The organism is Clostridium sp. UBA5712, from assembly GCF_002419845.1.
Taxonomy (GTDB): Bacteria; Bacillota; Clostridia; order Clostridiales; family Clostridiaceae; genus Clostridium_J; species Clostridium_J sulfidigenes.
Genome location: NZ_DIGW01000011.1, coordinates 401,316 through 421,712 on the forward strand (window position 1 = coordinate 401,316; position 20,397 = coordinate 421,712).

21 protein-coding genes and 1 tRNA gene are annotated in these 20,397 nt (G+C 29.1%); 7 read left to right on the forward strand and 15 right to left on the reverse strand.

The annotated features are described in order from the left end of the window. Positions 1–316 precede the first annotated feature (316 nt). Together B3B03_RS08150 and glsA are read right to left on the reverse strand one after the other, a co-directional pair. Positions 317–415: a DUF554 family protein gene (locus B3B03_RS08150; RefSeq protein ID WP_346846530.1), complete on the reverse strand. Its 99-nt coding sequence runs from the start codon at positions 413–415 to the stop codon at positions 317–319. 44 nt (positions 416–459) lie between these two features. Then, the gene (gene glsA / locus B3B03_RS08155; RefSeq protein WP_346846529.1) at positions 460–1,374 is read right to left on the reverse strand and encodes a glutaminase A; all 915 of its coding nucleotides are present in this window, start codon (positions 1,372–1,374) and stop codon (positions 460–462) included. A 158-nt stretch (positions 1,375–1,532) separates the two neighbouring features. On the opposite strand from glsA, the gene B3B03_RS08160 reads away from it, so the two are divergent. The 3 genes from B3B03_RS08160 to B3B03_RS08170 all read left to right on the forward strand — a co-directional run bounded on the left by B3B03_RS08160 (position 1,533) and on the right by B3B03_RS08170 (position 5,318). Then, a tRNA-Leu gene (locus B3B03_RS08160) sits at positions 1,533–1,619 on the forward strand. Between the two features lie 124 nt (positions 1,620–1,743). Further along, the gene (locus B3B03_RS08165; protein WP_346846528.1) at positions 1,744–3,603 is read left to right on the forward strand and encodes a S8 family peptidase; all 1,860 of its coding nucleotides are present in this window, start codon (positions 1,744–1,746) and stop codon (positions 3,601–3,603) included. Further along, positions 3,600–5,318, forward strand: a complete 1,719-nt coding sequence (locus B3B03_RS08170) for a S8 family peptidase (RefSeq protein WP_346846527.1) — start codon at positions 3,600–3,602, stop codon at positions 5,316–5,318. Before B3B03_RS08165 ends, B3B03_RS08170 begins: the two co-directional genes overlap by 4 nt. Positions 5,319–5,393: 75 nt before the next feature. On the opposite strand, the gene B3B03_RS08175 is transcribed toward B3B03_RS08170, so the two are convergent. The 3 genes from B3B03_RS08175 to B3B03_RS08185 all read right to left on the reverse strand — a co-directional run bounded on the left by B3B03_RS08175 (position 5,394) and on the right by B3B03_RS08185 (position 8,703). Next, positions 5,394–6,563, reverse strand: coding sequence for a SpoIIE family protein phosphatase (locus B3B03_RS08175; protein WP_346846526.1), 1,170 nt, complete (start codon positions 6,561–6,563; stop codon positions 5,394–5,396). Then, positions 6,556–8,250, reverse strand: a complete 1,695-nt coding sequence (locus tag B3B03_RS08180; protein ID WP_346846525.1) for a [Fe-Fe] hydrogenase large subunit C-terminal domain-containing protein — start codon at positions 8,248–8,250, stop codon at positions 6,556–6,558. Before B3B03_RS08180 ends, B3B03_RS08175 begins: the two co-directional genes overlap by 8 nt. A gap of 243 nt (positions 8,251–8,493) precedes the next feature. After that, a complete protein-coding gene (locus B3B03_RS08185; RefSeq protein WP_346846524.1) occupies positions 8,494–8,703 on the reverse strand; it encodes a DUF3006 domain-containing protein in 210 nt (69 codons plus the stop codon). Between the two features lie 180 nt (positions 8,704–8,883). Here B3B03_RS08185 and B3B03_RS08190 point away from each other — a divergent pair, with 180 nt between their 5' ends. Beyond that, on the forward strand, positions 8,884–9,348 hold the full coding sequence (locus B3B03_RS08190) for a DUF4883 family protein (RefSeq protein ID WP_346846523.1): 465 nt from the start codon (positions 8,884–8,886) through the stop codon (positions 9,346–9,348). Positions 9,349–9,610: 262 nt separating this feature from the next. On the opposite strand, the gene B3B03_RS08195 is transcribed toward B3B03_RS08190, so the two are convergent. The 3 genes from B3B03_RS08195 to B3B03_RS08205 form a co-directional block, all read right to left on the reverse strand. Beyond that, positions 9,611–11,017 carry an aminopeptidase gene (locus B3B03_RS08195; RefSeq protein ID WP_414632287.1) on the reverse strand — a complete coding sequence of 469 codons (1,407 nt, stop codon included), beginning with the start codon at positions 11,015–11,017 and terminating at the stop codon, positions 9,611–9,613. Positions 11,018–11,222: 205 nt separating this feature from the next. Beyond that, entirely contained in the window at positions 11,223–12,134 is a 912-nt protein-coding gene (gene hprK / locus B3B03_RS08200; RefSeq protein ID WP_035133701.1) for an HPr(Ser) kinase/phosphatase, read from the reverse strand. Positions 12,135–12,196: 62 nt separating this feature from the next. Continuing rightward, complete coding sequence (locus B3B03_RS08205) at positions 12,197–12,397, reverse strand: DUF896 domain-containing protein (protein ID WP_035133744.1); 201 nt, start codon at positions 12,395–12,397, stop codon at positions 12,197–12,199. Between the two features lie 346 nt (positions 12,398–12,743). Between B3B03_RS08205 and B3B03_RS08210 the strand changes: the two genes are divergently transcribed. Continuing rightward, the gene (locus tag B3B03_RS08210; RefSeq protein WP_035133703.1) at positions 12,744–12,938 is read left to right on the forward strand and encodes an aspartyl-phosphate phosphatase Spo0E family protein; all 195 of its coding nucleotides are present in this window, start codon (positions 12,744–12,746) and stop codon (positions 12,936–12,938) included. Here the strand turns inward: B3B03_RS08210 and B3B03_RS08215 are convergent. The 5 genes from B3B03_RS08215 to B3B03_RS08235 form a co-directional block, all read right to left on the reverse strand. After that, positions 12,935–13,501, reverse strand: coding sequence for a flavodoxin family protein (locus B3B03_RS08215; protein ID WP_346876967.1), 567 nt, complete (start codon positions 13,499–13,501; stop codon positions 12,935–12,937). The two genes, B3B03_RS08210 and B3B03_RS08215, sit on opposite strands and share 4 nt — an antisense overlap. Positions 13,502–13,507: 6 nt before the next feature. Continuing rightward, positions 13,508–13,900: a hypothetical protein gene (locus B3B03_RS08220; protein WP_346876968.1), complete on the reverse strand. Its 393-nt coding sequence runs from the start codon at positions 13,898–13,900 to the stop codon at positions 13,508–13,510. Positions 13,901–14,258: 358 nt separating this feature from the next. Beyond that, positions 14,259–14,738, reverse strand: coding sequence for a peptide deformylase (gene def / locus B3B03_RS08225; protein WP_035133709.1), 480 nt, complete (start codon positions 14,736–14,738; stop codon positions 14,259–14,261). Positions 14,739–14,830: 92 nt separating this feature from the next. Then, a complete protein-coding gene (locus B3B03_RS08230; protein ID WP_346876969.1) occupies positions 14,831–15,172 on the reverse strand; it encodes a hypothetical protein in 342 nt (113 codons plus the stop codon). Between the two features lie 44 nt (positions 15,173–15,216). Next, positions 15,217–17,220 (reverse strand): S9 family peptidase, encoded by a 2,004-nt coding sequence (locus B3B03_RS08235; protein WP_346876970.1) that lies wholly within the window; start codon positions 17,218–17,220, stop codon positions 15,217–15,219. A 333-nt stretch (positions 17,221–17,553) separates the two neighbouring features. Here B3B03_RS08235 and B3B03_RS18050 point away from each other — a divergent pair, with 333 nt between their 5' ends. Then, positions 17,554–18,105 (forward strand): metal-dependent hydrolase, encoded by a 552-nt coding sequence (locus B3B03_RS18050; protein WP_414632290.1) that lies wholly within the window; start codon positions 17,554–17,556, stop codon positions 18,103–18,105. A 78-nt stretch (positions 18,106–18,183) separates the two neighbouring features. On the opposite strand, the gene B3B03_RS08240 is transcribed toward B3B03_RS18050, so the two are convergent. Next, positions 18,184–19,107: a DMT family transporter gene (locus tag B3B03_RS08240; RefSeq protein WP_346876971.1), complete on the reverse strand. Its 924-nt coding sequence runs from the start codon at positions 19,105–19,107 to the stop codon at positions 18,184–18,186. A gap of 247 nt (positions 19,108–19,354) precedes the next feature. Between B3B03_RS08240 and B3B03_RS08245 the strand changes: the two genes are divergently transcribed. Continuing rightward, positions 19,355–19,618 carry an ATP cone domain-containing protein gene (locus tag B3B03_RS08245; RefSeq protein ID WP_150842366.1) on the forward strand — a complete coding sequence of 88 codons (264 nt, stop codon included), beginning with the start codon at positions 19,355–19,357 and terminating at the stop codon, positions 19,616–19,618. Positions 19,619–19,676: 58 nt separating this feature from the next. Here the strand turns inward: B3B03_RS08245 and B3B03_RS08250 are convergent, their stop codons facing one another. Continuing rightward, a complete protein-coding gene (locus tag B3B03_RS08250; RefSeq protein WP_346846516.1) occupies positions 19,677–20,201 on the reverse strand; it encodes a biotin transporter BioY in 525 nt (174 codons plus the stop codon). Between the last annotated feature and the right edge of the window lie 196 nt (positions 20,202–20,397).

Consider the following 20,397-nt stretch of genomic DNA (forward strand, 5'->3'; position numbering starts at 1 on the left):
CACTTTTATTGAATTCCTTCATTTTTTCTTATTATCCCCTATATTATTCTTTACTTTTTTGAGCCTAAAGTCAAGTAAATAAACAGGATTCTTTTGATAAATGATTATATCATTACTTCATGGTATTAACAATAAAACTTGTAATTTTTAAATATAAGTTTTCATTCATCTTCATTATAATTATAATATATATTTTATTTAATAAAATATAATTTAATAAACCTTCTAAGATANNTATCTTAGAAGGTTTATTAAATGCAAAAATATATTTCTAAATACAACTGAATATTTATATAAACAAATAAATAATAACTAATCAAAAAATTGCTGGTAAATAATTCTTAACTTTAAATCTTGATATCTTCATCATATTTAAGGCTAATTCAATAATTAAAAGTGAACCAACACAAGTCATTTCTGCAATAGATATATTTTTATCCTTACATTGTTTTTCAACTTCTAAAATATGCTTAAATCTAATTCATGGGATAATTTTTCTAGAATTTTAATTCCACCTATGCTATTTCCCTGAGCATCAAGAGCAGGACCTACAACTCCAATTCCCATCCTCCTAGGTACTGCAGCCATTATTCCACCACCTACTCCACTCTTTGCTGGAATTCCTATATGTACAGCAAACTTACCAGATGCATCATACATGCCACAAGTAACCATTATGGTTTTAACTATTCTGCATGCCTCTCTAGATATAACTCTTTCATTATTTATAAGAACTCCATCATTGGCAAGCATAGCTCCTATCCTAGCTATATCTTTACAAGTTATCTCCATAGAACAAGCTTTAAAGTAGACATCTAAAATTTCCTCTACATCCCCTTCTATTATACCATTACCCTTCATGTAATAAGCTAATGCTCTGTTTCTATTTCCTGTTTTCTTTTCACTCTCATACACATTGTAATTTATACCTATCTCATCATTTCCAGTTATTTTTCTAGTAAAATTAAGTATTCTATTTATTTTTTCATCAGCTGTTTCTCCATTAATTAAAGACACTGTTGCAATAGCTCCTGCGTTTATCATAGGATTTAATGGTTGTTTTTGTTCGTGAGTTTCCAAGTTAGTTATGGAATTAAACCCTGAATCTGTAGGCTCCATCCCCACTTTAGTGAAAACGTATTCTGTACCATTATCTAAGATTGCTAACATTAGGGTTATTACTTTAGACATACTTTGTATTGTGAATTTAATATCCCAATCACCTGCAAAATATTCTTCACCACCTAAATTGGTAACCCAAATACCTAAAGCTTCAGGATTAGCTTTTGCTAGTTCTGGTATATATGAAGCCACTTCACCTTTACTTGTCCATTTTCTACAATCTTCAATTATATTTTCCAAGATCCTCTTCATTATCATGTCTCCCCTCTGATTTAATTACTTACAGTTTTATTATATTAATCAAGTACCTATTTTTCAATACTTAAGTATTAACTTCTACACTATCCTTATCTAAGATAAAAATACTATTGTAATCCTTAGGATATTGTGGTAAAATACTAAATGTACTAGCCGGTGTGATGGAATTGGCAGACGTGCGGGACTCAAAATCCCGTGGTGGCAACACCGTACCGGTTCGACCCCGGTCACCGGCACCAGTAAAAAACCTCTTGATTAATCAAGAGGTTTTTTTATATTATAAACTTATTTTAGCAAATAATATCATGAAATATTTAAACTGAAATATAATAATATTATAAAGTATTATTATCAGGAGTATCTATGATTAATTCAAGAGATTGTAGTTTATATTACGATGAAAGTGTATCTAACTTTCTTGTTCAATATAAAAATAAAGATGAGTTTAAAGAACAGATAGATAAAATACCCTATGCTTGTGGTGATGTAATTACAGATAATCTAGCTGTAGTAGCAGTGTCCCATTTAGAAATGAATAGATTGTTAAAAGAAGTTCCCCAAATTATTTTTTTCGACTTTAGAAAAATGTTTGTATTAGGTGAAACTTCAAAATCTACTTCCCCTCCTTCTGTGGGTAATATAAATTCCATATTAATAAATCCTTATTTGAATTTAACTGGCAGAGGAGTTCTAATAGGTATTGTAGATACTGGTATAGATTATCTTAATAATGAATTTATTAGAGAAGATGATACCTCAAGAATAGTTAGCCTATGGGATCAAACTATCTCAAACAATAGTTCTAGCACCTATATGGGTACTACTTATTCTAATGAACAAATTAATGCAGCAATTAAAGCTTATAGAAACAATGAAGATCCTTATACCATTGTGCCATCTAAAGATACTATTGGGCATGGCACACAGGTTGCAGGGATTATAGGTGCCAGAGGTAATAACTCTGATGTAAGAGGTATAGCCAATGACAGTGACTTTGTAATTGTAAAGCTCTTTGAATCTACTAATTTTAGAAAAGCCTTATTAGAAAATGGTGTAGAGTATACCCCAGTATATAATGCCAGTGAAATCGTATCTGGAATCGAATATTTAAAAAATGTTGCTATTGAACTTAAAAGACCCATGGTAATATATTTAGGCTTAGGTTCTACAGAAAGTAGCCACGATGGAACTAGCTTGATTTCCAGATATGTATCCTCTATAGGTACTATTAGAGGAATATGTTTAGTCTCAGGCGTTGGAAATGAAGGAGCTGCTCAAACCCATGCTACTGGTTATATCAAAAACAAAACTGACCCATCATCCCTAGAGCTTAGAATAACAAAAGAAATGAAATTTTTCACATTTAACATATGGGTTAAAAAGCCAAACAGAGCTTCTTTGGTCATAGTATCTCCTACTGGTGAAAGCTCTAGCCTATTAAAATCCAAGGATGTTAATGAACAGAATACTAAATTCGTATTCTTAAACACTAGATCAAGAGTTCTATATTTTAATCCTGAACATTTTACTGGCCATGAAGTTATCCATGTAGAATTTTATGACATAAAACCTGGCATATGGACTTTTAGACTAATAGGAGAATATTTAATTGATGGTCGATATGATATTTGGCTACAACCCCATAATACTTTACCTGGCGGTACCGAATTTCTTCAACCTAACCCATTAAATACACTAACTGAACCATCCACAGCTGTTAATGTTGTTACTGTTTCTTATTACGGTGAAGATAATGCTTTAATTTCCACTTCTGGAAGAGGTTTTAATACCAACAACCTAATCAATCCTGATATAGCTACTTTAGGCACAAATATTTTAACAACCAAAGTTACTGGTGGCACTACCACCATGTCTGGTAGTTCTGCTGCAACTGCTATAGTTGCAGGAGCCTGTGCAATATTATTAGAATGGGGAATTATTAATGGCAATGATCAAACTATGTATTCTCAAAAAATTAGAAGTTATCTAATGCATGGTGCTGCTAGGAGCAGTTATTACCGTTTTCCTAATCAGGAATTAGGATATGGATATTTAGACCTATTAGGTGTTTTTAACTTTATAAGTAGATCCTATTCTACAGATATATCTCTTAACAGAACAAACACTTGCGATGAATGTAATAAAAATGATGATTATATTGTATATACTACTAATAATGTGTTTATAAGAATTCCAAAATGTATTGTAGGTGATTTTATATGAAGCGACATTTAGATGTTCCTGATAACATTTTTTATGATATAAATTACGATCATTATATTGTTCAGTATCAAGGAAATATTCAACAAGATATCACTCAAGAGCCGAGTCACTATTTAACTATAATTAATGACAGATATGCAATCATATCTCTGCCTAAAAACGTAGAAATATCTGTTGGTGACCCTGAATATCCATCCATTGTATATGTAAAACCAGTTGAAATGTATACCCTTCAACAGATTACCCCTACAGAGGCCTCTCAAGTAGGTTTCTTACAGCTAGACCTACCTTTAACTTTAAATGGCAGTGGTGTAAATATAGCAATTCTTGATACAGGTATAGATTACTTAAGCGAAGAATTTATGAGGGATAATGGAGAAACTAGAATAGAATGTATTTGGGATCAAACAATACCTTCTAATGGCAAAACTTTAGATTACTTTATTCCATACGGTACTGTATATGAAAAAGATGATATTCAATCTGCTATACAAGCAGCTAGAGAAGGCAAATCCCCCTATGATATAGTACCAACCATAGATGAAATTGGTCATGGTACAAATATGGCTGGGATAATTGGAGCCACTGGTAAAAATCCTCAGTTAAAGGGTGTAGTCCCAAATTGCGATTTTGTAATTGTAAAACTAATCGAAGATTTTTCCTATAAATCACAATTTAATGTTAAAGTTCCCCTTTATAATATAACTACTATTTTTGCAGCCCTAGAATTTTTATATAGATATTCTTTAACTTCATCTAAACCAATGGTCATCCTTTTTCCTCTTGGTACAAATTTAGGTAACCATTATGGAACTGGAATCTTAGAGCAGTATATAGAGTCTTTAAGCCAAAATAGTGGACTTGTAGTTGTTGTTCCAACTGGGAATCAAAGAGATAAAGGATGCCATGCTTCTGGAATATTATCTGAACCTGGAGAACTTCATATAGTAGAAGTTGATGTATCTCCAGAGCAAAATAGTTTATGGATGGATATTTGGGTAGATTCACCTAACATCATGTCAGTAGAAATTATATCTCCCTCTGGTGAAAGCACTGGTGTTATTGGGGCCGTAATTAATAGTACAGAATATTATGATTATATATTCGAAAAGACTTCCGTTAAGGTTAATTACTATTTACCTGAAGATATTACCGGTCATGAATTAATTCGAATTAGATTTTATGACATACAATCAGGCATATGGAAACTTAGATTGATTACAAATACTGTATTAAAAGGTAACTTTAATGCTTGGATTCCGGAAGAAGGCTTAACTGTTGGTGGTACTCACTTTAGCCATGCTGATCCCTTTGGAACATCTACTAATCCAAGCAATTCCCCTTATGTAATCTCTGTTGCAGCTTATAATCAAAATAATAATTATCTTCTAAACTACTCCGGCGCAGGTTTTAACGACCTTAAATTCAATTATGTTGATATAGCAGCTGGTGGTGTAAATGCTATAGCCGTAGCTCCTAACAACGAAATTGCAACAGTTAATGGTACCTGTGTAGCTGCTGCTGTTGTTGCTGGTGCTTGTGCCATGTTATTTGAATGGGGATTTACTAGACTTAATGATCCCTACATGTATTCTCAAAGTATAAAAACCTATATTGCAAGAGGCGCTGTACAACGTCTTGGCGATATATATCCTAATCCTCAATGGGGCTATGGATTATTAAATATACTTCAAATGTTTCAAAATATGATTTAACTATACTGGTAAAACCCTAATCATAAAATATACTATGATTAGGGTTTTGTAACTTTTCTTCTTTTAAACTCTTTTTTAACACATACTCACTTTAACATTTTTACCCATATTACTAAGTATCTTTTCTAATTCTCTTATTATTCCTAATTTTATAGTATAACTAATATGACTATTGGAATCATCATGAACAGGATTTATTGCATTCCCTATAAAAAAATTTATATCAGTTGATTCTTCAAATAAAATTTTTGCTATCATGGAAGCTCCGTCTATTTTATTTCTTAAATCTAAGGATATATTTGATGTAACACTATATTGTTTAGCAATATTTAAAACTTTTTCCAAAGTTATAACTCCTTCTGTAACTAAATCTACTCCTTCAATACACGCAGTTGATGGTGTTTCCTCATTGCATGTATTATTGTTTATTACAATAGGTTTATTTAAATATCTACTTACTATCTTAGCCGTAGTTCCTCCACAAATTATCTTCTTACCTTTTCTTGAAAAAAAAAGTTTTAATACCTTATTATCATCTTCTTTATGCTCTGGTGGACCTATCATAAGATTTACTACTTTTCTCTCACAAATTTTAAACACAGCAACGGTTATGTCATCATCTGGGGAATTTAAATATAAATCCATAGATGCATTTGCTATGGTTGCTGCCATCCTTTGTGGTGACATTTCTGGAGTGTACCATCTCTGAACGTATTCTATAACACTTTCTCTTCTCCACCCATTTTTTGTAGTTCTTCCAAGACCAGCACTTGTAACTCCATCAGTTAAAAGTATTATCATATCTCCTATATAAAGCTTAATATTGCTTTCATATATTTCTTTTTCATATATAACTTTGCACATTGAATCATATACAACGTTTTTCCCTTCTCTAATTAAAATTACCGACGGATTATCAAATTGTGCTAAATATGCATCACCTCGTTGATAAATTTGAAGTATAGTAAAAGTTGAATATGCCATATTTCTAACTTTGCAAATTGGTAAGCTTTTAGCTATTGTATATACGCTTTCCTCTATAGACATATTACTAGCCATCATGGTGCCTAATATCTTTGATGTTAAAGTTGCTAGTATATTAGCCTTAATACCACTTCCCAACCCATCAGACAATACAAATGTGGTCTTATCTTTACCTTTTAGTGTAGTATAAAAATCTCCAGAGATAGATTCACCATGTTTGTTAAAGCTTGCAAATCCGCTTTCCAAAAACAAATTAGTCATAATCCTCTTCCTCCATAAGTATTGCTTCTTTAAGGTCTGTAAGTGCTACTTGAGTTTCAGCGGCTGTTTCTCCAAGTAATGATGCAATCTCATGTACAATACACATATGCTTTTCAACAATTTTATCAGTTATCTCTGCTCTATGTGTCTTTTCTTTAATTAATTTCTCTCTTTTTAGTTTTAGTTTAGTTATATCCTTCATTATACAAATAACAATTCCGCTATTTTTATCATATATAAAATTCTGTTTAACAAACTTACCGTATTCAGGTAAGTAAACATTTTCATTCGCTACATTCTCTTCTTTGCTAATTACCTTTATAAAATCAAATTCATCCAAAATTCTAGATACTGAAAAACCAATAATATCTCTGGAATTTTGAATTTCAAATATATCACAAGCTGATTTATTAATCTGTTGAACTTTTAAATTAGTATCTACAGTAAGAATAGCATTAGGTGTAACACTTATAATCTTATCTGAAAAAGATTCTGCTTTTTCCTTCATATAGGGTAAACACATACTTATTTCTGCTTTTCCTAAAATTACTGCTATTGCTTTTTCTCTACAAGTTGAATACCCACAAGTTCCACAGTTCAATTCATCCTCAATACTGTTTTTCCCCATTTTTCTTAATATACTGCTAGTCTCCCTATCACTAGGAGATTGAACAACTACTTGTTCATCTGTAATTCTTCTACTTGTATCAATACTATATTTCAAATCAAAATCAGTAGGATTACATTCATTCAATGCTATACTTTCTACCTTATTCATTGAAGATATCCGTAGGGCTTTGTTATGAGATGATGCTGGTCCATTTATACAACTACCACTACACGCACTCATTTCAATAAAACAATTATCTAGATTATTATTAATTATTTCTTTTAGGGTTTCTATGCAATTATCTAGACCATCAATAGCAATATATCTATACTCAGAACTTTTATTCATTGTATTCAAAATTCCTCCAGTTATGGGGAATAATCTTGAAACATAAGTGTTTTTATCTATGTTTATATTATCTTCAAATTTTAATCCTTCTTCATTTATCCAAATATCTAGTTCTTCAAAAGTAATGGTTATATCATTGTATTCTTCTCCACTTCCACATTCTTCTTTTTTAGATATGCATGGACCAATAAACACAACAATAGCATCCTTTATATTACTTTTCAATAACTTACTATGAGCTTGCACTGGTGAAATTACAGGTGCTAAATACTTTACCGCTTCTGGATAATGCTTCTGAACTAATTTAACAACCGTAGGACAACATGAAGATATAATTATATTTTTCCAATGATTTTTAATCAAATTTTCATATTCACTTTTGACTATGTATGCTCCTTCTGCCGTTTCAAAAGCATTACTAAATCCAAGCTTTCTTAGCACATTAGCAAATTGTGAAAACTGAGTAACGTTGTAATTTGAAATATAAGAAGGCGCTATACTAGCAATAACCTGTTTCCCATCCCTGATCAAATTCTTTATAGTTAATACATCATTACGAACTTCTTTGGCATTCTGAGGGCAAACAACCATACAATTACCACATAAAATACAATCTCTTTCAATAATCTGAGCTTGATGATTTTTTACCTCTATAGCTTTAACAGGACAATTTCTAATGCATTTATAACAGTTCTTACAATTAGCTTTTTTAAATTTCAGTATACCCATGGAAAATCTATCCCCTATCATAAAATAAATAATGTAAACTATTTAACAATATCAATTTGATAAAGTTTTAACAACTCAATTGTATAGCCGAATAGTATAATTGTCAATTCTAACTAAGGCTCAAATTCCAAGTGCTAAAATATATTCTATAATTTTATTTTCTTAGTGTATATATGTATAAAGTATATTGTTTTCCATAAAAAAAGATATGCTTAACATATCTTTTTGATTAAATTAACACTATTATATCCACATATTATCTGTAAGTTTTTCAATTTCTTTCTTAAGTTTTTCCGTCTCTTTATTATTAATAATATATTTATCATTAACTAAATCCATACAATCTCCCTCTTTAACGCCCTTTGGTAAATATATAATTGGTATATTTACCATTTCCATATCTTCCTTTTCACATACAGCGTACTCTTCTTCAAACCTATCTATAATTATCATAACCTTCCTCCTTTTATACTATTATTAATATAAACATAATTTTTATAATTAAATGGTAAATATTTATAATACAAATATTGCATTTTTATTTATACATATTATACCTAGTATTTTTTCTTATTAGTAGTAATAATTACACCTTAACTTTCATAATTTATAAGGAATAGAGGGGTTGATATTTTGAAAAAGAAATTTTTAATTTTATTTATTATTATTATAACAATAACCACTGGCTGTACAAGGGTAAAGTCATCACTAAATAAAGAAAAAACATATCTTGATTATTATACTCAAGAACTAGTAACAAATCTTAATAAATCAGAGCCAACGCGTATTTCTGTATTTTATAAAGAATTTTTTAAAGAATTTGATTTTCCTTCTACAGAATCTAAAGATATTGTTAGTTTTTTAAATTCCTTAGATGAAAGCTATTTCATAAAAAAACCTAATGATTTACCTGAATCTTATAAATATAAAGTATATATTGAATTCCCAAATAAAAAATATGGCATAACTATATTTAACGAAAAATATATATCTATCTATGATTGGGATGGTAAATATGAAGTTGATTACTTAAACATTACTGAAGTGCCAATTTCCTATAACTTATATGGCATTTGTAAATACTTTACAGAAGAATAGTTAGCAATAAAAGAAAATATAAAAGGCAGAAGAATATTTCTTCTACCTTTTATATCTTATCCTATGACTACCAGCTCTAATACTACCCTCTTCTTCAAAGTAGGTGTAAAGAGCTGGTACGTCCCTGGATAACGATTTCCCCTAAAGGACAACGAATTCTAAGTATCGAAAATACTGATACTAAGAATTCTGCTAGTAACCTTCAGAGGGAGTGTAAAAACTCCCTCTGAAGCAAAGAACTCTGTTTATATAAATATTTAAATTAGATATCTAATAAAAATGCCTCATAAGCTCTGCAAGTTTCATATATGTCTGCTTTACTTGCAATTTCCCATGGCGCGTGCATATTGTGTAGAGCTACACCTGAATCTATAACTTCCATTCCATATTCAGCAAGAATGTATGCTATAGTACCACCGCCACCTTGGTCAACTTTTCCAAGTTCTGATGTTTGCCAATAAACATTATGCTTATCCATTACTCTTCTTAATTGAGCAATAAATTCTGGATTTGCATCATTACATCCACCTTTTCCTCTTGCTCCAGTATATTTATTGAATACCACACCCTTACCGAAGAATGCGTTATTTTGCTTTTCACTTACTGATGGATAATTTGGATCAAAAGCTGCACTTACGTCTGAAGAAAGCATTTTAGAATTTGCAAGTGCTCTTCTAACTTTAAGTTCACTATAATCTTCAACAAGGTTTACAAGTTCTGCTACAGTGTTTTCAAAGAATCTTGACTGCATTCCTGTTGCACCTTGACTTCCAACCTCTTCTTTATCTACAAGTAATGTGATACAAGTTTTATCTGTACTCTTAATTTTCATCATTGCTTCAAAAGAAGTATATGCACATATTCTATCGTCATGACCATAGGCCATAACCATTGAACTATCTAAACCATAACTTCTAGCTCTTCCTGCTGGAACAACCTCTAGCTCTGCTGATACAAAGTCTTCCTCTGTAATTCCGTATTTTTCATTAAGAAGTCTTAATATGTTAAGTTTAACTCTATTTTTAGCTTCTTTATCTTCTACTGGTATAGATCCAACACATACATTTAAACTTTCACCTTCGATTCCTTTAGCTAATGTCTTAGCCATTTGATCTGCAGATAAGTGAACTAATAAATCTGATATTCCTACTACTGGCTCCCTATCATCTTCACCTATAACTATGTTTACTACACTTCCATCTTTTTTAATCACAACACCATGAATTGCTAGAGGTATAGTAACCCACTGATATTTTTTAATTCCTCCATAGTAATGAGTTTTAAGCATTGCAAAATCTGAATCTTCATATAATGGATTTTGCTTTAGATCAAGTCTTGGTGAGTCAACATGTGCTCCTAATATTTTAAAACCTTTTTCTATAGGTTCTGTTCCTATTAAGAATAATGCAAGAGTTTTTCCCATGCAATTAGCATAAACTTTATCTCCAGCTTTAAGCTTTCTTCCTTCAGCTATGCACTGATTTATATCTAAATATCCGTCTTTTTCTGCCATTTCTATGAATTCAGTAACACATTCTCTTTCAGTTTTACACTTTGACATAAAATCTATATATCTATCTGATAATTCGAATGCCTTATCAAGGTCTTCCTTTCCGTATTTATCCCAGACCAATTCATATTTCTTTTCTAATTTTTTTAAATCTTCCACTAAAATCCCTCCCAATAAAATCATAGTCATATAATTATACTTTTATATTAACTCAACTCAAATTGATTTACAATTTAAATTTGTGAAAATTTCAAATGTATACTATATTTAAATTTATTACAGTAAACTTTATAAGTAAGTGCCTAATACAACTTAAAATTTTTATAAAATTATTCTTTAAATTATATTTTTCGCACTAAAACTCTTAAGGATTTTGACTATCCATGATTCTCTTTTCAATTGTTTCTACCGCAGTACAATTTGATGTGGCATTATATCTAAAATTAGCTGCTGCAGCTTCGATTATAACTGCTATGTTACGCCCTGGCTTTAAAGGTAATACTATTTTCTCTACCTCAACCCCTAGTATCTCCATATACTCTTTATCTACTCCAAGTCTTTCATATTTATCATTTACGTCCCAGTTAACTAAAGAAATAACTAAGTTGATATTTTTTTGAGAAACTATACAGCTACTACCATAAATTGCTGATAAATCAATAATTCCCATACCTCTAACTTCAAGCATTCCTGTAGTTATATAAGGACAAGAACCATATAACTTTCCATCTATTTCTTTAATATCTACTGCATCATCAGCTCCAAGCCTATGACCTCTTTTAATAAGCTCCAATGCTGCTTCACTTTTTCCTATTCCACTTTCTCCTATAATCAATATGCCAATTCCATACACATCTACTAAAACACCATGAAGCCTAGTTTCTGGAGCTAACTCTGAGTCTAAAAAATTACTAACCCTATTAATGAATTTTGTAGTCTTATCAATACTTCTGAGAACCGTAACATTTTTATTTCTTGCTTCTTCTAAAAATTCATCATGTACTTTTAATCCACTTGTAATTATTACTCCAGGTATTGGGAAAGAAAAGTATTTTTTTATTCTACGTATCCTTACTTCTGGATCAAGACACTTTAGATAACTCCACTCAGTTTTACCTACAACTTGAATTCTCTTATTATCAAAATAATCATAGAAACCAGCAAATTGTAATCCAGGCCTATTTATCTCACTTACCACAATATTAGATTCTAAATCTCCTTCTACCAAAACCTCTAAATTATAGTTGTTAACTAAATCTAAAACTTGTACTCCCATCTTACGCCTCCCCTACCTCATATCTTGCATTTATAATTATTGATTACTTAAATTCTATTTTACTAATTATTATGTTTTGGGTCTACAGGTTTATATCCACTAATTTGAGCCTTAAAATTTCTTTTAACATTATCTATATACCTTCTTCTCAAAACTTGCTGTCTATTTTTTTCAGCTTCTGTTAAACCAGATTCTTGGCTCTTTTTATATAAAAAGTTTATTTCCTCAATAACTTCTTCTATTTTCATATTATCAATATTTATATATTCTTTATTCATTTTTCCTCCTAATAGTCTATTATACGATTATATAATAACTCCCCCCAAATAATTACTATAATGTGAATTATAGTATTATTTATAGGCATTTTTTTAATTATTTTAAATTTATATTTGTTACATGTCGCAAAGTGTATTATTATATTTACTTCGATATCCGAGAAATGGCTTTAAGTCATCTTCATATATTTACTTATAAGTTTTTTATGATATATTTATCGCTTTTATGGTGATTTTTGTAAAACTTAATATGAATTTGACTATTAATAATCATTAACATTATGCTATATCTCTGTTAAAATAAAAATATAAAGTTTAAGGATGTGATGGTATGTTATTAAAATTTAAATTCCTAAATCAAAAAATTAAATCTTTTAAACTACTACTACATGTACTGCTTAGATTTAAGAGACCTACAGATAATATTGTTGTAATATGCTCTCAACATTTAGATGAATATATCGTAGAATATCAAAAGATGAGTAATAATTCTAATAATGATAAAAAACATAAGAAATTAGCCTAATTTACTTCCACATTTATCATGTTTTGACATTTTAAAATATCATCATAATGTTTATTAATATAATTATAATTTATGTCTGTATTGTCTATATATAGTTTAAATAAAATATCACAGTTAAGGGTATTAAAAAAATATTTACCTATAGTTTCCATATGGTTAAACATATTATTCCAGGAACTGCCCCCATTAAATATAAATATACCCTGTTTTCGTTCTTTTATATTTTGTTTAAAAATAAACTTTTTACTCCAAAGCACTTGACACCTATCTATCAATGATTTTAATGGTGATGGAAACATACCAAAATACATAGGAGATGCTAAAATTATTATATCACATTCTTGTATATGTTTATAAATATCCGTCATAGAATCTTTAATTGAGCACTCCCCTAATACTTTACTACAATATTTACAATCAATACATGGATTAATATTCATATCATAACAATTAATATGCTTTATTTCCACGTTGGGATTAATACCTTCCAAAATTGAATCTACTATTTTATTTGTGTGACCTTCTTTATTGGGAGAACCATTTATTATAATTATTTTTTTCATAATTAATTATAACTCCATAATTAATTCATCAATATCTACAGGTAAAACTTCTCTATAAAATGCAACTAAAAAATTCATTGAATCATAATCCTCTTCAGAAAGCTCATAAGACAACATTTCATAATCTAAATCATACTCCTCTGAAATTTCATCTACTATGTCATTAATATTATCTATTGCAGTATCATTTAAATAAGGTAGAAAATACTCTTCATACCATTGTTCTCCTTCTCTTTTTTCCTCACAATCTTCATTGGCAAAATCTCTAGCTCCTTCAATTTCTAACTCGTCAAATTCGTAAGAAAATTTAATTATGAAGCAGTGATCATGCTTTTTTACTTCTGTAATATTTTCTAAAGCATTATCCTCTAAAATCTCTATAATTTCTTGTTTATTCATAGTATAGTACTCCTTTATTTTTATTTATTATATTTCTACTACATTTACTTAATTTTTGCATTTCTAAGTCTCTATATGCAAGATTTCTTTAATTCACTAAATTTATAAATTAATATTTGTTTATGTATTTCTTTATATTATATACTTTCACTTATTATATAATAAAGCTTAAATTTTACCTTTATTATATAATAATCTAAATTTTAGTATAAATCTATATGAAAGTTTTTAAATAGCCTATTTAAAGTTATTTATAATAACTTTAAATTCACAAAATAAACAAGAACTGTTAAAAGGTTATATTTATAAATAACCATTTAACAGTTCCATCTATTTTCACATTACCAATAAATAACTTTTATTCTTTACCTTCCACTAATTCATACATTTCATCAGCTTTTTCCATATAAAGAATTCCTTCTAAATGATCCATCTCATGACAAAAAACTCTTGCCATAAAATCTTCTACTTCATACTTTATAAGTTTACCATTTTCATTTAATGCTTCAACTATCATTTTTGTAGGTCTTTCAACCAATCCTTCATATCCCACATAGCTAAGACATCCCTCATAATCTCTAGCTGTTTCTTTAGATACTTTAATAGCTTTAGGATTAATCAGTATTAAAGGCGAAGAATTATCAGGCGTTAAGTCAATTAATATAACTCTTTTATTTACAGCAATTTGTGGAGCTGCAAGTCCAATACCTTCAACCGTTGATAATGTATCCTTTAAATCTTGAATTAAATCTCTTATTTCTTCATTTATCTCAACTACAGTATCACTAACCCTTTTTAAATGTTCATCTCCATATTGAACTATCTTCTTTACTGCCATCTTAAGTTACCCCTTTCATATTCTTTCATAAGTATATTAAACCATATTTTTATATATTTTTCATCCTATGTTTTTAGTATCTTACTAAAATACTAAGAAAAATAACCTACATAATAGCATATTAAAATTATCAAAGAAATACATCCCCTTAGTATATGATGTTTTAAATTCAGCTTATTAAATAATTTATATCCATGAATTATTGCAGCTACATGTATTGATATCAATCCTAACAAAAGTATATATAACATATTACTTCCACTTTTAAACTGTGTAATAGAAGCAAGTAAAATAGCTACGCTTCCTGTAATCATCAATAAATTAGGGAAAATACTTTCTCTACTTTCTTTGATGGCCATAGCACAAGCAAACATAGATAATCCACCATAGATTATTATTAAAATCAAGGATATAAGTTTAAAAGTCATAGCCATATTACTCCTCCTATTCTAAATTTTTTCATTTATAATTCATACAATTATTTTAGATGTTCTTCAAACCAATTTGTTATTTCTGTAATTCTTCTTATTCTATGCTTTGGTTTTCCACTTCTGCTAAGCTCATGGTTTTCTCCTCTAAACATGCAAAGTCTAGCTTCAACTCCATGATATTTTAAAGCTGTGAACATCTGTATACCTTCAGCTAACCAACATCTATAGTCTTCTTCTGAATGTATAAATAAAGTTGGTGTCTTAACTTTATCTGCATATTTAAGCGGTGAATGATACCATAACTTATCCACATTACTCCATGGAGTCCCACCATTTTGATCATCTACAAAATAGAACCCTATATCTGTAGTGCAAAACTTAGAAATCCAGTTAGATATACTTCTTTGAGATGCTGCAGCTTTAAATCTATCAGTATGACCAATTATCCAGTTAGTCATAAATCCTCCATAAGATCCACCAGTTACCCCTACATTGTTTACATCAATATTTTTATACTTCTCTAAAACTATATCTGTAAAAGTCATTATATCATGGTAATCAATAGTTCCATATTTCCCTCTAATGTCTGCATAAGCTCTCCCATGACCGTCACTACCCCTTGGGTTACAAAAGAATACAAAGTACCCCATATTAGCCCAAAGTTGCATCTCATGATAAAAAACTTCACCATATACAGTTTTAGGTCCACCATGAATATCTAAAATAGCAGGATATTTTTTATTTTCTTCAAAGTCTACAGGTTTTAATACCCATCCTTCTATTACAACACCTGGTTCTGTTTCAACCTCAACTCTTTCTGGTTTCGAGATTTTTAATTCATCATGAATCCACTGATTAAATTTTGAAATTTCACACTCGCTACCATCTTTTAAAGAATATATTTCTTGTAATTTTTGATTTCTAAGGCCAATAAATAATATACTACCATTCTTAACATCAAAACAATCTACAGACCCTTTATTAAAACATATTTTTTCTATATTTCCATCTATATTGATTCTATTTATATAAGAACTATCTATTTCTGTAGTTATAAAATATAAGTATTTACTATCTCTTACAATAGATTTTCCTCCTCCATATCTACAATCTGAACCTACAGAGTTCCATGTACTTTTATCAAAATCTGGAGTTAATAAGGTTTTAATCTTAGTATTTATATCTATTAGGTAGAATCTACCATCTTCATTAATTCCATATTCTTGCATATCACTTCCAAGTACTATTAATTTCTCTTCATCCATGAAATTTACATAGCTATAAGAAAATTTTTCTTCTCCGTTAATTAAAGAAAGCTCATCTAATTTAATATTATAAATATATAGCTCATCATTAATTGCTGCCTTATCTTTATAGGAGGTTGCAACAAATACTACCTTACTTTTATCTTCACTTAATTCTAATGACATAACCGAAGTATACTCATCAGTTATTAAGTTTATCTCCTCTGTACTTACTACATATTTATATAATCCACTTCTCTTTTTATTAGTGAATCCACCACCATTGCTCCAAAATGGAATCTCATCTAAAACTTCATAGTCCTTCTCTTCTTTTCTAGACTTTAATTCCTCAACTTTTTCAGCGTCAGAAAGTCCAATTAAACTTTTTCTCCCAACTTTATGAATCCCTGTGAATAGGAATGTATCTTCATCCACCTCAACTATAGTTTCAACTAACATAGGGATTTTAAAAGCCTTAACAGCTTCTCCACCACGGATATTTAACTTGTAGAATTGAGTAAATTCATCACCATCTTCAAGTTTCTTTTTATCCTTACTATCTCTTACTCCTTGAAATAATATAGTCTCATTATCTTGGAGCCATATATAACTTCTTTCTTTATTAAAAGCAGTCAATTGATTATACTTATTCAAAGTTAAATCATAAAGCCATAAATTAGAATCATATGTGTTATCCTCTAAATTACAATTAGACACTACAAAGCAAGCAGTATCTCCCTTTGGTGAAAAGTTTAGAGATGATAAAAAGTTATATTTTGTAAAATCTTCTAGTTGAATGTTTTTCATGACGCTCCCCCCAATTACATATTAAAATAATTATACCATATTTTAACTTCATTGTAATTATTATAGTATACCTTATTAACATACTTCACTATTTTTTTCTTAAACTAAACCAATTAATCATTGTACAGCTTTACTCCTTGTAGAACAGTAAAGGAAATATCTTTTTTAAATTTCACTTACTTGATTAATATAGTTCCATTATCAAAATTTTATCATACATATCACAAAAACATATGTACGTAACCCTATAATTAATATATAATGTATTTAACTACTGAGCAGATATTATAGCTTTAATAATTAGTAGTAAAACAAAAGATGACAGGTGAAAAAATGACAAAACAAACACATGAATCTGGTGGATTTTTAATTGGAGTTATAACTATTTACCCAATGGTCCTAAAGAACTTAAACAATTACTTATTAATTTATCAGTTATTATTGATAATTTTATATTTTCGTGCAGTAAATATTGGAGCACTCTTTCCTGATATAGATCTTAAAAGTTCTTATATAAGTAAAAGATATCCATTAATTTCAAAATCCTTAGGTAAAAAATTTAAACACAGAGGTTTTACTCATAGTTTACTGTGTTTAATAGTATTATATATAGTTTATATTTTTTTTATTTACATAAGCAACTGGAATGTGGTAATAGAAATATTATGCTATGGCTTTTGGTTTGGGTATGCATCACATATATTTCTAGATTTATTTACTCACCAAGGTGTAGAATTATTATTTCCACTAAAAATTAATATTAATTTCCTTAATCTTAAAACTAATTCAATAGGTGAAAAAATCTTTAATAAAATATTAAAGATTTTATATTTACTACCATTATCATATTATATTTATAAAATTTATATTTGTTTTCTACCATAACCTACTATGATTAAAGCTTGTATTATAATCTACTACATTCATAATTGCAGTAGCTATAGTACAAGCTTTAATATAATATTAAATATTTTCTACCATATCTTTTGAACCTTTTTCTGAAGGCTTTAGTTGAGAAATTATTATAGCTATAAATATAAGTATACATCCAACTAAGCCTCTAGCACCAATTCTTTCTCCTAAGAACATAGCACCTCCTAATGCACCAAATACAGATTCCATGCTAAGAAGTATAGCTGCATGTGACGGTTTTGCATTTTTTTGTGCTACTACTTGAAGAGTATATGCAACTCCTACAGATAAAAGCCCACCATATAATATTGATACCATAGCTCCAGAAATCCCTACCATATTAATATCTTCAAATATAATAGCCATTACTAAACTTAAAATTGAACATGTAGCAAATTGTACACTTGATAACTTTAATGGATCTATTTTTTTAGTAAAGTTGTCAATTAATAAAATATGTACAGCCCATCCTACAGATCCTATTAATACTAATAAATCACCATTTGATATAGAAAAATCTTCATTAATACTTAATAAATATAATCCAATAATTGCTATAACTATTCCTAGCCAAGTACTTTTATTAACCTTTTGCTTTAAAAATAATCCTAATATAGGAACTATAACCATATAGAGTCCAGTAATGAAACCAGCCTTTCCGGCAGTTGTACCCATAACTCCCATTTGCTGAAGACTTGTTGCTATAAACAAGGCACAACCCGCAATTATCCCAGCTTTAACTGTAAGTTTTAAAGAATCTCTATCATTATTTTTGGTTTCCTCATTCTCTCCCTTTTTCTTATTTAAAAATAAAATTAACGGTATCAATGAAATACTTCCAAGGGCAAACCTAATACCATTATATGTAAAAGCCCCTACATGTTCTGCTCCTACCTTTTGAGCTACAAATGCTAACCCCCATATTGCAGCTGTAAGTAGAAGTAAAATATTTGCTTTTAGTTGAGTCTTAGTCATAATAATCCCCTTTCAATTTAAACCTTTTTCATTATGAGAAAATTTATTTCTCATAATGAATAATCTATATGTTTTTTAACATATACTTATTAAATTCTACAAATTTTTCATTATTCCTCTTTTAAATAAAATTTTATTAGTACTACAATTTTATTACTTAAATATATGTTATTATTATATATTTAAGTGTATAATTACTATAAATAAACTTATGTGTGAATAATAACTATAGTAAGGAGGCGTTTAAATGAAATTTATAAAGAAGAATGGAAATGTTGTTTCCTTTGAACCATCAAAAATTAAAACTAGTGTTGAAAATGCTGGCTCTGATGTAGATATTCAACTTAACTCTAAAGAACTAGAACTAATTGTTTCAGATGTAGAGTCAATCTTAATATCTTTATCTAGAGAAATAACTACTGGTTATGAAGTAAGAAGTATTGTAGTAGAAGCATTAATTAAATATGGATATAAAAACATAGCTAAGTCATATATGCTAAATATACTTTAATCCTAAATCAGTTATAAAAAGCACAGTAGTTAATATCTACCGTGCTTTTATTAATCCTCTATACATATTTTTTTAACTTTTTAACTAAGAAAGCTGATAAAATGATTTTTAATATATCTCCAATTAAAAATGGTACTACACACATAAGCAACGCCTCTATTAGTCCACTTTGAATTATATGCATAAACCATACTGTTCCTACGAAGTAACATCCTAAGATACCTACTACCATAGCCACTGTATAAGAATATATACTGTTCCCTAACCTTTTAACTATAACTCCAATTATAATTGTAGTTATAATATATCCTACTATATATCCCCCTGTAGGACCAACTAGAATTCCAAGCCCCCCTGTAAAGTTTGCATAAACAGGAACTCCGATAGCTCCAATTATTACATATACCAATTGACTAATTGCACTTATCTTAGTTTCTAACAAACCTCCTGCAATAAAAACTGATATCATAGCAAGATTTATAGGAACAGGAGTAAATGGCAGTGGTATTGATATTTGTGAGAGAATAGCTGTTAATGCAGCGAAAATAGCGCATAATATAATGTTCTTAGTTGTAATTTTCAATGTTGTACCTCCAATATTAATACTTATTATATTTATTTCAAATATTTATTCCCTCATATATTAACATATGTGTACATCCATTTCTATAGCTTTTGCGAAAATTGTAATCTTTTTATTAAGATTAGGTTTACAATTTCTTTTGTGGATTTTTTAAATTGTACCTATACTAAAAAATATTACACTAATCCTTATGAAA

Excerpts from the sequence above, each read along its gene's own strand:
- def (WP_035133709.1), bottom strand. The coding sequence starts at position 14,738 with ATGGCAGTAAAGAAGATAGTTCAATATGGAGATGAACATTTAAAAAGG.
- B3B03_RS08185 (WP_346846524.1), bottom strand. The coding sequence starts at position 8,703 with ATGATAATTATAGATAGGTTTGAAGAAGAGTACGCTGTATGTGAAAAG.
- B3B03_RS18050 (WP_414632290.1), top strand. The coding sequence starts at position 17,554 with ATGACAAAACAAACACATGAATCTGGTGGATTTTTAATTGGAGTTATA.
- B3B03_RS08245 (WP_150842366.1), top strand. The coding sequence starts at position 19,355 with ATGAAATTTATAAAGAAGAATGGAAATGTTGTTTCCTTTGAACCATCA.
- B3B03_RS08150 (WP_346846530.1), bottom strand. The coding sequence starts at position 415 with ATGACTTGTGTTGGTTCACTTTTAATTATTGAATTAGCCTTAAATATG.
- B3B03_RS08210 (WP_035133703.1), top strand. The coding sequence starts at position 12,744 with ATGTTATTAAAATTTAAATTCCTAAATCAAAAAATTAAATCTTTTAAA.
- B3B03_RS08235 (WP_346876970.1), bottom strand. The coding sequence starts at position 17,220 with ATGAAAAACATTCAACTAGAAGATTTTACAAAATATAACTTTTTATCA.
- B3B03_RS08240 (WP_346876971.1), bottom strand. The coding sequence starts at position 19,107 with ATGACTAAGACTCAACTAAAAGCAAATATTTTACTTCTACTTACAGCT.
- B3B03_RS08175 (WP_346846526.1), bottom strand. The coding sequence starts at position 6,563 with ATGACTAATTTGTTTTTGGAAAGCGGATTTGCAAGCTTTAACAAACAT.
- B3B03_RS08165 (WP_346846528.1), top strand. The coding sequence starts at position 1,744 with ATGATTAATTCAAGAGATTGTAGTTTATATTACGATGAAAGTGTATCT.
- hprK (WP_035133701.1), bottom strand. The coding sequence starts at position 12,134 with ATGGGAGTACAAGTTTTAGATTTAGTTAACAACTATAATTTAGAGGTT.
- B3B03_RS08170 (WP_346846527.1), top strand. The coding sequence starts at position 3,600 with ATGAAGCGACATTTAGATGTTCCTGATAACATTTTTTATGATATAAAT.
- B3B03_RS08180 (WP_346846525.1), bottom strand. The coding sequence starts at position 8,250 with ATGGGTATACTGAAATTTAAAAAAGCTAATTGTAAGAACTGTTATAAA.
- B3B03_RS08215 (WP_346876967.1), bottom strand. The coding sequence starts at position 13,501 with ATGAAAAAAATAATTATAATAAATGGTTCTCCCAATAAAGAAGGTCAC.
- B3B03_RS08230 (WP_346876969.1), bottom strand. The coding sequence starts at position 15,172 with ATGGCTATGACTTTTAAACTTATATCCTTGATTTTAATAATAATCTAT.
- B3B03_RS08220 (WP_346876968.1), bottom strand. The coding sequence starts at position 13,900 with ATGAATAAACAAGAAATTATAGAGATTTTAGAGGATAATGCTTTAGAA.
- glsA (WP_346846529.1), bottom strand. The coding sequence starts at position 1,374 with ATGAAGAGGATCTTGGAAAATATAATTGAAGATTGTAGAAAATGGACA.